Source organism: Variovorax guangxiensis (assembly GCF_003952165.1).
In the GTDB taxonomy this organism is placed as follows: domain Bacteria; phylum Pseudomonadota; class Gammaproteobacteria; order Burkholderiales; family Burkholderiaceae_C; genus Variovorax; species Variovorax guangxiensis.
In genome coordinates this window covers 436,790-450,206 of sequence record NZ_RXFT01000005.1, presented here as the reverse complement: position 1 = coordinate 450,206, position 13,417 = coordinate 436,790, and the positions used below count along the sequence as shown (strand labels likewise).

Sequence of the window (13,417 nt, the reverse complement as noted above, 5' to 3'; positions counted from 1 at the left end):
AAATAAAGTCCAGTCATCGCATCAACGAACACAGAGAGAAAGCCATGCAAGGGATTCAGCGTCGCATCGTCTACATCAGCCTCTACGAAGGCATCGCCATCGTGGCCGCCAGCGCGGGCCTGGCTCTGATGACGGATGCCGGCCTGGGCCATTCGGGCGCGATGGCGGTGGCGGCCTCGGTCATCGCGGTGATCTGGAACCTGGTCTTCAACTCGCTCTTCGAGCGCTGGGAGTCGCGCCAGGTCGTGCGCGGACGCAGCCTGCGCCGCCGCATCGCGCACGCCATCGGCTTCGAGGGAGGCCTGATCGCCTTCCTGGTGCCGATGTTCGCCTGGGGCCTGGGCGTCACGCTCTGGCAGGCGCTGGTGATGGACCTGGGGCTGGTGGTGTTCTTCCTGGTCTACACCTTCGTCTTCAACTGGGCCTTCGACCGCGTGTTCGGCCTGCCGGCTTCGGCTGCGGCGAAGGTGCCGGTGGCGGCCTGAGGGCCGCCCGGGCAGAGAGGATCAAGGCGGCGTGGCCGCCTTTTTCTTTTGCTCGGCCGCCCGCATCTCGAGCGCGGCCTGCAGCCGCAGCGCCTCCTGCGGCGTGAAGAGTTCCGCCTGCAGCTGTGCCCGCGCGGCCTCGTCGGCCGCGGCGTAGCGCGACAGGCGGCTCTGCCAGTCCTGCTCCTGCCGGTCGAGCGTCGCGAGACGCTGCGCCGCCTCGTAGCCATACTGCTTGGAGCGCTCCTCGAAACGCTCCTGCGGACTGGCGCCGCGTGCTTCCAGTTCGGCGGTCTGCTCGCCCACGGCCAGTTGCGCGACGGAGGCGACGCGATCGGCGCGCTGCTCCGGCGTGAGCCATGTCTCCTCGGTCTTCGCCAGCGCCTGGCGCTTCTGCTCGGCGGTGAGGCTGGCGTTGCGCTCGATCTCCAGCTTCTCGACGCTGAAGCGGTCGAACTTCTCGTCGGCGCCGAACAGGCCCTCGACTTCCTCGGGCGCGAAGTAGCGCGAGCGGATGCCGGCGCGCGCATCGAGGATCCGGCGCAGCCCCGCCGGGTCGCCGATGTTGGCGGCCGGCAGGGCCTCCAGCGCGTTGCGGTAGTCGATGTAGCGCTCCAGCAGGCCGAGCGCGCGCACGCGCCATTCGGGCGGCAGGTACCTGTCGATCCTGGCGCGCATCTCGGCCATCAGGCCTTCCTTGTCGCGAGCCTGGCTGCCGTCGAGCATCTGCTCGAAGGTGCGCAGCAGGGCGGGCGTCAGCAGCGGATCGGGGGTGTGGGGGCTTGCGTCTGGCGCGGATCTGGAGACATCGGGAAGGTCCGACGAGGTGGCCGGCAGGGCTGCCGATACGACCGCGGGAGCCGGAGCCTCCTCGCCGCCGGCCAGCCACCACGCGGTGCCCGCGGCCAGCACCGCCGCGGCCGCCGCGAGCGGCAGCAGGAGCTTGCGGGGCATCGTCTCCTCAGAGGCCGAGTTGCTTCAGTCTCGCCGCCTGGTTCACGTACAGCGTCACCGGGCTCACCGAGAAAAGGTCGCGCAGGCCGAGCATCTGGTTGACCTCGTCCAGGTGGTTCTGCCTGTAGCTGCCGAGGTAGGTGCCCAGGTGCGAGCTGCAGGCCGATGCGAGCCCGTCGTTGGGCTCGCCGTGCACCACGCTCGTCAGCGACAGCGCGTAGTCGGAGGCGTCGAACACGTTGGTCAGCGGCTGGGTGCCCGACCAGGAGAAGTAGCGCACCCCGTTGACCAGCTCGGTGCCGTTGCCGCAGGCGGTGGTGGGCACGCCGTCGGGGAACTTGGCGTTGAACTTCGCCGAGCCGGCGGTGTTGAGCGAATCCAGCGCACCCAGCCCGTTCTGCGGCGTGTTGTTGCCCGAGAGAATGCCGATGAGGCTGGAGAACGCGTTGACCACGCTCACCACCACGGCGCGGCTGATGCTGCCGTCCGGCAGCGTGTTGCCGAGCACGTCGGCCACCTTGCTGCCCCTGTGCGGGCTGCCCACCGTGGTGACGGAGGCAACCAGTTGCGGCGCCACGCCCGACACGTACCGCGCCGTGGGGCCGCCGTGCGAATGGCCGATCAGGTTGACCTTGCTCGCGCCGGTCAGCGCCAGGACGTCCTTGACCTGCTTGAGCAGCTGCTCGCCGCGCACCTCGCTGCTGTTGGTGGCCGCCACCTCGGCGACGAAGACTTTGGCGCCCTGCGCGCGCAGTTCGCCCGGAATGCCGTACCAGTAGTCGATGCCGGCGATGGTGTCGAAACCCAGCATGCCGTGCACCAGCACGATCGGATAGGCCGTCTGCGCGCTGGTGTTGGCCGCTTGTGCCGTCTGCGCCAGGGGCGCGAGCGCCAGCATGCCGCACACCAGCAGCGCGCCGCCCGCCCGCCGGGCCGCGCCGCCCTGTTTGCTGCCCGTCGCCTCGGTCCTCGAAGCCGCATTCCTCTTCATTCGAATCATCGGAACTCCCTGTGTCGGTTGGTAGGGTGGGGGCACGCAAAAAACGAACGAGCGTGCACTTTTCATTCTGCGAAACCGACCGGGCCGGATCGATCCGGACTTTCCCTTTCATGATTCGGACTTACTCCTGCAGCACCTGCGGCGTATGGGAGGGCGATAGACTCCCCCAACCCGCGCACGAATAACCGCTTTTGCCTCCGAGTCCAACCATGTCTTCCCCAATGCCGCCTCCCATGAAGCTTTCAGGCCTGGAGCCGGTCTCCATCGGCGAAGGCACGCTGTTCGTCAACATCGGCGAGCGCACCAACGTCACGGGCTCCAAGGCCTTCGCGCGCATGATCCTCAACGGCCAGTTCGAAGAAGCGCTGGCGGTGGCGCGCCAGCAGGTCGAGAACGGTGCGCAGGTGATCGACGTGAACATGGACGAGGCCATGCTCGACAGCAAGGCCGCGATGGTGCGCTTTCTCAACCTCATCGCCAGCGAGCCCGACATCGCGCGCGTGCCGGTGATGGTCGACAGCTCGAAGTGGGAGGTCATCGAGGCGGGCCTGCGCTGCATCCAGGGCAAGGGCATCGTCAACTCGATCTCCATGAAGGAGGGCGTCGACAAGTTCAAGCACGAGGCCAAGCTGGTGAAGCGCTACGGCGCCGCCGCCGTGGTGATGGCCTTCGACGAGAAGGGCCAGGCCGACACCTACGCGCGCAAGATCGAGATCTGCGAGCGCGCCTACCGCATCCTGGTGGACGAGGTGGGCTTCCCGCCCGAGGACATCATCTTCGACCCGAACATCTTCGCGATTGCCACCGGCATCGAGGAGCACGACAACTACGCGGTCGATTTCATCGAGGCTACGCGCTGGATCAAGCAGAACCTGCCGGGCGCGAAGGTGTCGGGCGGCGTGAGCAACGTGAGCTTCAGCTTCCGCGGCAACGACCCGGTGCGCGAGGCCATCCACACCGTGTTCCTGTACCACGCGATCAAGGCGGGCATGGACATGGGCATCGTCAATGCCGGCATGGTCGGCGTGTACGACGAGGTCGAGCCGAATCTGCGCGAGCGCGTGGAGGACGTGGTGCTCAATCGCCGCCCCGACGCCGGCGAGCGCCTGGTCGAGATCGCCGAGAGCGCCAAGGGCGCGGCCAAGGACGACAGCAAGAAGCTCGAATGGCGCGGCACGCCCGAGCAGCCCGTGCCGGTGGCGCAGCGCCTGTCGCACGCGCTGGTGCACGGCATCACCGAGTTCATCACCGAAGACACCGAAGAGGCCTACCGCGCGATCCTCGCGAGGGGCGGCCGTCCGCTGCACGTGATCGAAGGTCCGCTGATGGACGGCATGAACGTGGTCGGCGACCTGTTCGGGCAGGGCAAGATGTTCCTGCCGCAGGTGGTGAAGTCGGCCCGCGTGATGAAGCAGGCCGTGGCGCACCTCATTCCCTACATCGAGGAAGAGAAGCGCCAGGACGAGGCGGCCGGGCGCGACGTGCGCTCCAAGGGCAAGATCATCATCGCCACCGTGAAGGGCGACGTGCACGACATCGGCAAGAACATCGTCACCGTCGTGCTCCAGTGCAACAACTTCGAGGTGGTGAACATGGGCGTGATGGTCCCGTGCCACGAGATCCTCGCGAAGGCGAAGGTCGAGGGCGCGGACATCGTGGGCCTGTCGGGCCTCATCACGCCGAGCCTCGAAGAAATGCAGTACGTGGCCGGCGAGATGCAGAAGGACGACCACTTCCGCATCCGCAAGATTCCGCTGCTGATCGGCGGCGCCACCACCAGCCGCGTGCACACGGCGGTGAAGATCGCGCCGCACTACGAAGGCCCTGTGGTCTACGTGCCCGACGCCTCGCGCAGCGTGAGCGTGGCGCAGAGCCTGCTGAGCGACCAGGCGGCCGCGTACATCGAGGAGATCAACGCCGACTACGTCAAGGTGCGCGAGCAGCACGCCAACAAGAAGCAGGTGCCGCTGTGGCCGCTGGCCAAGGCGCGCGCCAACAAGACGCCCATCGACTTCGCGAACTACCTGCCGCCGGTGCCGAAGTTCATCGGCCGGCGCGTGTTCAGGAACTTCGACCTGACCGAGCTCGCGAAGTACATCGACTGGGGCCCGTTCTTCCAGACCTGGGACCTCGCCGGCCCGTTCCCGGCCATCCTGAAGGACGAGATCGTCGGCACCGAGGCCGTGCGCGTGTATGCCGACGGCCAGCGCATGCTCAAGCGTCTCATCGAGGGCCGCTGGCTCAGCGCGAGCGGCGTGGTCGGCTTCTGGCCCGCCAACACCGTGAACGACGACGACATCGAGCTCTACACCGACGAATCGCGCAGCGAGGTGGCGCTCACCTGGTACGGCATGCGCCAGCAGACCGAGAAGCACGAGATCGACGGCGTGATGCGCCCGAGCCGCTGCCTGGCCGACTTCGTCGCGCCCAGGGACAGCGGCGTGAAGGACTACGTCGGCATGTTCGCCGTGACCGCAGGCCTGGGCGTGGAGAAGAAGGAGAAGTACTTCGTCGACGACCTCGACGACTACTCCGCCATCATGCTCAAGGCCCTTGCCGACCGGCTGGCCGAGGCCTTCGCCGAGGCGCTGCACCATCGCGTGCGCACCGACCTGTGGGGCTACGCGAGCGACGAAAGCCTGAGCAACGACGAGATGATCGCGGAGGAGTACCGCGGCATCCGCCCCGCGCCGGGCTACCCGGCCTGCCCCGACCACAGCGTGAAGAAGCCCATGTTCGACCTTCTGAACTGCGCGGACATTGGCATGAGCCTGACGGAAAGCCTCGCTATGATGCCCGCCGCCAGCGTGAGCGGGTTCTACCTGAGCCACCCCGATTCGACGTACTTCAACGTCGGCAAGATCGGACACGACCAGTTACAGGACCAGGCCGCGCGGCGCAAGGAAAGCGAAGCCGACCTCGAACGCCTGCTCGCGCCCAACCTTTGAACCTGCCGGCCGGCGCGGCCGTCCGGCACCGGGAGTCGTTATTCAGAAGCTGATGTTTGCAGCCGCGCACTACGCGGCCCTGGCGGTTTTCGTGACGGGCTGCTGGGGCTATGGACGCGCGCTGCTGGGCCGCCTGGCGCCGCCGCCGCGCCGCGACGCGGGGCTCGAAGCCGCCATGGCCGTGGCCCTGGGCGTGGGAATCTTCATCTGCGCCTTCCAGGCCCTGGCCATCTTCGGAGCCTTCAGGCCCGGCGCGACCGCGGCGATCGTCGCAGTGGGCGTGGCGGCCGCGGCGCTCCAGCTGCCCTCATGGCTGCGCGAGCGGCGCACGCTGTTGCTCGCGAACCCGCCCGCGGCGCCGTGGAGCTACGTCGAGCGCGTCGCGGCGATCGCGCTGGCGCTGGTCGTGCTTCCAGCGCTGGCCGCCCCGCTTGCGCCGCCCATCGCCTTCGACGAGCTGATGTACCACCTGCCCTATGCGCGGCAGGTCGCCGAGCAAGGCTCGCTGGGCATCCACGACTGGCTGCGCTACCCCTGGTTCCCGTACAACTACAACCTGCTGTATGCCGGTGCGCTGCAGCTGGGCGACGACGTGCTGCCGCACTTCCTGAATGGCCTGGCCGGAGCGCTGTCGGTGGTCATGGTCTACCGCCTGGGCATGCTGCATGCCGGCCGGCTCACCGCGTGCATCGGCGCGGCCATCTGGCTGGGGCTCGGCGACTACTCCAACGCGCTGATCGACATGGGCGTGGCGCTCTTCGTGCTCTCGGCCTGCGTGGCGCTGTGGTGGTGGCGCGAGTCCGAGATCGGCAAGCCTGTGCACGGTGGCATCCGCTGGCTCGGCCTGGCGGCCTTCTGCCTGGGCGTGGCCGCGGGCTCGAAGTACCAGGCGCTGGTCTTCCTGCCGCTGGTGGCGCCCTTCGTCTTCCGCCACGAGCGCAGCCTCAAGGCCTGGGCGCTGATGTTCGCCTGCTTCCTGATTCCCTGCGTGTACTGGTACGCACGCAACGCCATCATGACCGGCGACCCCTTCAACCCCATCGGCGCGCGCGTGTTCGGCTTCACCGAATGGACGCCGGCCGACTACGTGCAGCAGGTGGCCGACGTGCGCGTGCATGCCGAGCTGCCCAACGCGCTGCTGTGGTCGGTGTTCTTCGCGCCGTTCAGCCCCCTGTGGAAGCGCTCCGCGGCGGTGCGCGCGGCCGGCTGGTTCTGCCTGTACTCGGTGGTCGTCTGGGTCGCGACCTCGCGCTATCCGCGCTACCTGACGGCCTCGTTCCCGCTGCTGGCGGCCATCGCGGCCATCGGCTGGCAGGTGGTGTTCGGCTGGATCGCCGCGGGCTTTCGCCGCTTGGCCGGGGGCAAGGGTGCGGCAGCCGACGTTCCGCCCGCCGCCGTCACCGCGCGTACCCCGGCCCGCGTGGGCGACTGGGCGATCGTGCTGCTGCTGGCGGTGCTGGCCGCGGTTTCCGTGCGCCAGACGGCCACCAAGGTCGCGCTGATCGCCACCACGCCGGAAGCCCGTGAAGCCGTGCTGCGCAAGCACGTGCCGGGCTACGCGGCCATGGACTACCTGCGGCGCAACGCCAAGGGTCGTGTCTACCAGATCGCGCTGAACGAGGCGATCTACTACGGCCCCAACCCCATCTGGGGCGACACCCTCGGGCCCTGGCGCTACACCGACTTCGGGCGCCTGTCGGGCGGCGATCTCGCGCGCAAGCTCTCGGGCATGGGCTTCGTTGCCATCGTGCTGCCCGACTCGGTGGTGCCGGTCTTCACCGCGCGCATCGACTTCGACAAGTACTTCGCCGTGGAATACCAGAAGGACGGCAGCCGCGTCTACCGTATCCTTCCCGTCGCACCATGAACGACGCGGCAGACATCTCCACCAGTACCCGGCAAGGCCTCGGAGGCAACGGCGGCTGCGGCCTGCGCGTCGCCGTGGTCATTCCCTGCTACAACGAGGCGCTGGCCATCGAACAGGTGGTTCGGGGCTTTCGCGCCGCGCTGCCGGAAGCCGACATCCACGTCTTCGACAACAACTCCAGCGACGACACGGCCGCCGTGGCGCGCGCGGCCGGCGCCACCGTCACCCACGTGGCCCTGCGAGGCAAGGGCAACGTGGTGCGGCGCATGTTCGCCGACGTCGACGCCGACGTGTACGTGATGACCGACGGCGACGCCACCTACGACGCGGGCGCCGCGCCGCGCCTCGTCGAACGTCTGGTGAACGACAACCTCGACATGGTGGTCGGCAGCCGCGTGGACGACGGCCAGGACGTGCACACCTACCGCGCGGGCCACCGCTTCGGCAACCGCATGCTCACGGGCGCGGTGGCGCAGCTCTTCGGCGGCGGGCTCACCGACATGCTCTCGGGCTACCGCGTGTTCTCGCGGCGCTATGCCAAGTCGTTCCCGGCGCTGTCGCGGGGCTTCGAGACGGAGACCGAACTCACCGTGCACGCGCTCGAACTGCGCATGCCCTATGCGGAGGAAGCCACCGCCTACAGCACGCGTCCAGAAGGCTCGGTGAGCAAGCTCTCGACCTACCGCGACGGCTGGCGCATCCTCAAGACCATCTGCAAGCTGTTCGTGAGCGAACGGCCGCTGCAGTTCTTCTCGATCATCGGCGCGCTGCTGGCGCTGATGTCGGTCGCGCTGGTCGTGCCGGTCTTCATGACCTACGTGCAGACCGGGCTGGTGCCCCGCTTGCCCACCGCGGTGCTGGCCACCGGGGCGATGCTGGCGGCGATGCTGTCCTTCGTGTGCGGCGTCATCATGCAAGCCATCACCTTGGGCCGACGTGAGGCCAAGCGGCTGAGCTACCTCGCGATTCCGAGCGTGCGCGAACGGGTGTCGCGCGGCTTGGCGGCCGGCCCACGATGAAGATAGGCCGCGAGTTCCTCGTCTTCGCCGCCGTCGGCGTGATCGGGCTCGTGGTCGACGTGGTGGTGCTGTACCTGCTGGCGCCGCTGCTGGGCTGGTACGCGGCGCGCGTGGTGTCGTTCCTTGCGGCGGCGACCACCACCTGGGCCTTCAACCGCCGCTACACCTTCGCGGCCAGTGCGGCGGCCGGCCGTTCCATCTGGCGCGAATACCTGGGCTATCTCGCGACCATGACCGCGGGCGCGGTGCTCAACTACGGTGCCTACGTGCTCACGCTGCACTGGGTGGAAGGCCGCTGGGCCGCGGCGCTCGGCGTGGCGCTGGGCAGCCTCGCGGGCATGAGCGCCAACTTCCTGTCGGCGCGTTATCTCGTCTTCCGGTCGCACCGCAACGGCTGAGGCCGGCGGTGCGGCGCGCTCAGTGCGCGCCCGAGACGACCACCGGAATCTCCGTCGCCGGCGGCGTGTTGCGGCTGCGGCCGCAGCGCACGATGCCGTCGATCATCACCATGCCCACACCCGGGATGTCGCCGAGCTGCACGCTCTCGAGCAGGCCCGGCGCGGGCGAATGCTGCGCGCGGTCCATGAAGACGAAGTCGGCGGCACGGCCCACCTCGACGAGGCCGCAGTTGAGCTTGCGGATCTTCGCGGTGTTGCCCGTCGCGAAGCAGAACACCAGCTCGGCCGGGATGTTCGCGATGGACGACAGCATCGCCACCATGCGCAGGATGCCCAGCGGCTGGACGCCCGAGCCTGCCGGGCCGTCGGTGCCGAGGATCACGCGGTGCGGGCACTTGAGCTCCAGCGCGGCCTTCGCTGCCGCGATGGCGACCTTCTCGTTGCCGTTGTGCACGATCTCGATGGCGCGCGAGCTCTTCTCGCACAGCTCGCACACGTGCGCCTCGGGCAGCGAGGTGTGGCCGCCGTTGATGTGGCCGATGACGTCGGCGTCGGCCTCGAGCACCACGTCCTTGTCGATCAGGCCCGAACCGGGAATGGACGGGCCCCCCGTGTGGATCGTGCTCTGGATGCCGTACTTGCGCGCCCAGGCCACCATCTCCTTGGCCTCGTAGCCGGCCTTGACCGAGCCCAGGCCCACTTCGCCGAGCAGGCCCACGCCGGCCTCGGCGAGTTCCTTGAAGTCGCTCTCGACCATGCCCTTCTCGATGACGGGCGCGCCTGCCAGCACCTTCACGCCGCCGGGGCGGAAGTTGTCGAAGGCGCGCTGCGCGGTGATGGCCAGGGCCTTCAGGCCGACGATGTCCTTGGGGCGGCCGGGCAGGTGCACCTCGCCGGCGGAAATCATGGTGGTCACGCCGCCGTGCATGGTGGAGTCGATCCAGCCGAGCTGGCCCTGGCGCGGGGTCCAGTCGCCGAACACCGGGTGCACGTGGCTGTCGATCAGGCCGGGCGCCACGCAGGTCTTCTTCGCGTCGATGACGGTGACGGCGCCTTCGAGGTCGCAGTCCTTTTCCTTGCCGATCGCGACGATCAGGCCGTCGTTCACGACGATGGTGTCGGCATCGAGAATGGGCTTGTCGATGTCGCCCGAGAGCAGCAGTCCGATGTTCCTTATGACGACCTTGCCCGACTTGCCGCCGGCTGCGATTTCTGCCATTTCGTGTTTTCCTCGTGGGGTGGGGTGTTGTCTTGCACTTCGTCCGCGCGCACGGTGCGCAGCACGGTCTCGATCACGAAGTCTTCCCAGTGCGCGATCGCCTCGGGCGACTCCAGCGGCTCGCCGAGGAAGGCGGTGAGCGTGTGCCGGTTGGAGGTGTAGAAGTAGCCGGTGGAGGCAATCAGCAGGTAGATGTCGCGCGCCACCAGGTCCTTGCGGAACAGGCCCTGCGCGGCGCCGCTCGCCAGGATCTCCTCGATGATCGCCACCGCGCGCGACGAGTATTCGCGTGCGCGCAGCGACTTCGAAATGTGCCGGCCCTTGTGCAGGTTCTCGGTGTTCAGCAGCGTGACGAACTCGGGATTCTTGCGGTAATAGCCCAGCACGAAGCGGATGACTTCGGTGAGCGCGTCCACCGGCCGCGAGGCGTCGAGCGCGATGGCGGCCTCGGCGTCGTCCATGCGCTGGTAGATGCCTTCGAGCACCGCGATGAAGAGGCCTTCCTTGCTGCCGAAGTAGTAGTAGATCATCCGGTCGTACGACTTCGCGGCCTTGGAGATCTTCTCCACGCTGCCGCCGTCGTAGCCATACCTGGCGAAGACCTTGGTCGCGGCCTTCAGGATGCTGTCGCGCGTGGCCTGGGCAGCCGCCTCGCGCACGCCCGTGCGGCGCTGCGGCTTGGTGACTGCCTTGCGTTCCATCAGCGGCCGGAGTGAAGGGCGAGGCGGTCGCCGCCGGGCCGCCCCAAGGCGGACCGCGCCTCCCCCATGGGGGGTGGAGTTACACGAGCGCGGCGAGTGAAAAGCCGGGGGGCTTTCATTTCTCTGCGAAGGCGCGCTCGACGACGTAGTCGCCGGGGGTCGACGTGTTGCCTTCCTTGAAGCCGCGAGCCTCCAGGATGTGCTTCAGGTCGACCAGCAGGCCGGGGCTGCCGCACAGCATGACGCGGTCTTCCTCGACGTTCAGCGGCGGCAGGCCGAGGTCGTCGGTGAGCTTGTTGCTCTCGATCAGGTCGGTGATGCGGCCCTGGTTGCGGAACTCCTCGCGCGTGACCGTGGGGTAGTACAGCAGCTGCTTGGCGATCATCTCTCCCAGGAACTCGTGCTTGGGCAGGTGGTCGGTCACGAGGTCGTGGTAGGCCAGTTCGTCGACCTGGCGCACGCCGTGCACCAGGATGACCTGCTCGAACTTCTCGTAGGTGTCCGGGTCGCGGATGATGCTCATGAACGGTGCGAGGCCGGTGCCGGTGCCGAACAGGTACAGGCGCTTGGCCGGCAGCGTGTAGTCGATCAGCAGCGTGCCGGTGGGCTTGCGGCCCACGATGATGGTGTCGCCCACCTGGATGTGCTGCAGGCGCGAGGTCAGCGGGCCGTCTTCCACCTTGATGCTCAGGAACTCGAGATGCTCCTCGTAGTTCGGGCTCACGATGCTGTAGGCGCGCAGCAGGGGCTTGTTGTTGACCTTCAGGCCGATCATCGTGAAATGACCGTTCGAGAAGCGCAGGGCCGGGTCGCGCGTGGTGGTGAAGGTGAACAGGCGATCGGTCCAGTGGTGGACGCTCAGGACGCGTTCTTCGCTGAATGCACTCATACGGAACTCAAGAGTTGGTTGGTAACAGGGGAGGTTGGCTGAGCCTGCGCGCACGCCTTTGGGGCGAAAGCCGCCGGCCGGCTCCGAACCCTCCATTGTCGTTGGTCGGAGAAACCCCGATGAACACCGCGAGAAAACACCATTGCAAGCATCGGGCCCGTTTGCTACATTGACCTTTAATGTAGTGAATGCAACATGAAAGTGTAGGGAATGCTACACAAACGGAAGTCGATGCACAAGCGGGCGGACGGCACGTTTGTTGCAAACCCCGGCAGCCTGGATTTGCCTTTCGCTCACCACCGAACGCCCACGAGATCGCCCCGATGACAGAACACACCAAGACAGATGGCCTCCCCGGCATGGACATGCCCGTGGTGGCCGAAGCCGGCAGCAGCGCCTTCGGCAAGGCGCCGCCGCGCAACGAGCGCATGAGCTCGGCCAAGGTCGAGTGCAACGCCTGCCCGGTGCTCTGCCAGATCTCCGACGGCCGCACCGGCGCCTGCGACCGCTACGCCAACAAGGAGGGCGTGCTGGTGCGCGTCGATCCCGTGGTGCTGCTGCGCCGCACGGTCGAGAGCGAGAAGCCCGCGCTGGTGCCCTTCAACCGGCCCGGCGCCGAAGAGGCCCCCGCCAGCCCCGACTGGAACGGCGACCTGCTGCACGCCGACGAAGTCTTCGTCACCGGCGTGGGCTCCTCCACCACCTATCCCGACTACAAGCCCGCCCCCTTCATCGTGGCCTCCAGGGCCCAGGGCGTGGACATGGTCACCGTCGTCACCGAAGGCATCTTCAGCTACTGCAGCTTCAAGGTGAAGATCGACACCGACCGCTTCCTCGGCCCCGAGCAGGCCAACGTGCGCTACCGCGGCGAGGTCGTGGGCCACGTGACCACGGCCGAATACGGCTCGCAGATGCTCTCGCTGGGCGGCGTGCACCACCTCACCGGCGGCAGCAAGAAGGAAGGCCGCATGACGGCCGAGCTGATGCAGCTGCTGGGCAACAAGAAGGCGGTGGAGTGCACCATCGACGGCGGCTCCACCCTCGTCATCCAGGCCGGCAAGGCGCCCATCGTCAACGGCGTGGAAGAGCAGCGCATGCGCGTGGGCTGCGGCTCGGCCGCGGTCGGCATCTTCGCGCGCCAGTTCGCCGGCGTGGCCGACGAGGTGGTCGTGGTCGACGACCACATCACCGGCGTGCTCACCGAGCACCAGGCGGGCCGCTGCCTCGACATGGCGCCCTCGGGCATCCAGATGCTGGGGCGCAAGTCCACGCCGGGGCGCTACTTCCAGGTGGCGAACCCGGGCAACGGCTGGGGCGGCACCGACATCGCCGATCCGCTCGCGATCATCGAGGGCTGGGAAGAGGGCGTCGCCCGCCCCGGCCTGCGCCTGCTCATGACATCGACCACCGGCGAGCACGCGCAGTGGTACGTGCTCGACGACGCGCTCAAGCCCGTCGAGCAGCCGATGCCGCCCGAGGTGAAGCGCATCGTCGACCGCATCGGCGAGAACTGCGAGCCGTCGCTGTGCACGGTGCTGTTCCTCGGCGGTGCGGGTGGCAGCCTGCGCGCGGGCGTCACCGAGAACCCCGTGCTGCTCACGCGCGCCATCAAGCGCGCGCTGGTCAACGTCACCTGCGGCGGCGCGCCGGCCTATGTGTGGCCCGGCGGCGGCATCACGGTGATGGCCGACGTCATGCGCATGCCCGACAACAGCTTCGGCACCGTGCCCACGCCGGCCATCGTCGCGCCCATCGAATTCAGCATGCGGCGCGACGACTACGAGGCGCTCGGCGGCCACGTCGAACACATCTTCCCGCTCGAGCAGGCGCTCGCTCGCGGTGCATGGCAGGAAGACGGCGCACCGCTCGCGCGCCAATGGCTCGCGGTGGACGACGCCAACCCGTGGCCCCTGGGCCACGCCCCGATGCTGGGCTGA

11 protein-coding genes are annotated in these 13,417 nt (G+C 68.0%); 6 read left to right on the top strand and 5 right to left on the bottom strand.

Going from position 1 to position 13,417, the window contains the following annotated elements:
• Positions 1-44: 44 nt before the first annotated feature.
• On the top strand, positions 45-485 hold the full coding sequence (locus tag EJP67_RS15095) for a PACE efflux transporter (protein WP_126022511.1): 441 nt from the start codon (positions 45-47) through the stop codon (positions 483-485).
• Positions 486-506: 21 nt separating this feature from the next.
• Here EJP67_RS15095 and EJP67_RS15090 read toward each other — a convergent pair whose 3' ends face one another.
• Both EJP67_RS15090 and EJP67_RS15085 read right to left on the bottom strand, forming a co-directional pair.
• On the bottom strand, positions 507-1,439 hold the full coding sequence (locus EJP67_RS15090; protein WP_126022510.1) for a lipase secretion chaperone: 933 nt from the start codon (positions 1,437-1,439) through the stop codon (positions 507-509).
• Between the two features lie 7 nt (positions 1,440-1,446).
• Positions 1,447-2,337, bottom strand: a complete 891-nt coding sequence (locus tag EJP67_RS15085; RefSeq protein WP_126022559.1) for an esterase/lipase family protein — start codon at positions 2,335-2,337, stop codon at positions 1,447-1,449.
• A 311-nt stretch (positions 2,338-2,648) separates the two neighbouring features.
• On the opposite strand from EJP67_RS15085, the gene metH reads away from it, so the two are divergent.
• From metH to EJP67_RS15065, 4 genes are read left to right on the top strand one after another with little or no spacing between them, the layout of a single operon-like run.
• Positions 2,649-5,387: a methionine synthase gene (metH, locus tag EJP67_RS15080; RefSeq protein WP_126022509.1), complete on the top strand. Its 2,739-nt coding sequence runs from the start codon at positions 2,649-2,651 to the stop codon at positions 5,385-5,387.
• Between the two features lie 52 nt (positions 5,388-5,439).
• Complete coding sequence (locus EJP67_RS15075) at positions 5,440-7,254, top strand: ArnT family glycosyltransferase (RefSeq protein WP_126022508.1); 1,815 nt, start codon at positions 5,440-5,442, stop codon at positions 7,252-7,254.
• Positions 7,251-8,273, top strand: coding sequence for a glycosyltransferase family 2 protein (locus EJP67_RS15070; protein WP_240650664.1), 1,023 nt, complete (start codon positions 7,251-7,253; stop codon positions 8,271-8,273). Before EJP67_RS15075 ends, EJP67_RS15070 begins: the two co-directional genes overlap by 4 nt.
• Positions 8,270-8,671 carry a GtrA family protein gene (locus EJP67_RS15065; RefSeq protein ID WP_126022507.1) on the top strand — a complete coding sequence of 134 codons (402 nt, stop codon included), beginning with the start codon at positions 8,270-8,272 and terminating at the stop codon, positions 8,669-8,671. The genes EJP67_RS15070 and EJP67_RS15065 overlap by 4 nt, the downstream gene beginning before the upstream one ends.
• Positions 8,672-8,690: 19 nt before the next feature.
• Here EJP67_RS15065 and EJP67_RS15060 read toward each other — a convergent pair whose 3' ends face one another.
• The 3 genes from EJP67_RS15060 to EJP67_RS15050 all read right to left on the bottom strand — a co-directional run bounded on the left by EJP67_RS15060 (position 8,691) and on the right by EJP67_RS15050 (position 11,480).
• Complete coding sequence (locus tag EJP67_RS15060; RefSeq protein WP_126022506.1) at positions 8,691-9,890, bottom strand: amidohydrolase family protein; 1,200 nt, start codon at positions 9,888-9,890, stop codon at positions 8,691-8,693.
• On the bottom strand, positions 9,845-10,591 hold the full coding sequence (locus tag EJP67_RS15055) for a TetR/AcrR family transcriptional regulator (protein ID WP_126022505.1): 747 nt from the start codon (positions 10,589-10,591) through the stop codon (positions 9,845-9,847). Before EJP67_RS15055 ends, EJP67_RS15060 begins: the two co-directional genes overlap by 46 nt.
• Before the next feature lie 115 nt (positions 10,592-10,706).
• Positions 10,707-11,480: a ferredoxin--NADP reductase gene (locus EJP67_RS15050; RefSeq protein ID WP_126022504.1), complete on the bottom strand. Its 774-nt coding sequence runs from the start codon at positions 11,478-11,480 to the stop codon at positions 10,707-10,709.
• 323 nt (positions 11,481-11,803) lie between these two features.
• Here EJP67_RS15050 and EJP67_RS15045 point away from each other — a divergent pair, with 323 nt between their 5' ends.
• A complete protein-coding gene (locus EJP67_RS15045) occupies positions 11,804-13,417 on the top strand; it encodes a 6-hydroxynicotinate reductase (protein ID WP_126022503.1) in 1,614 nt (537 codons plus the stop codon).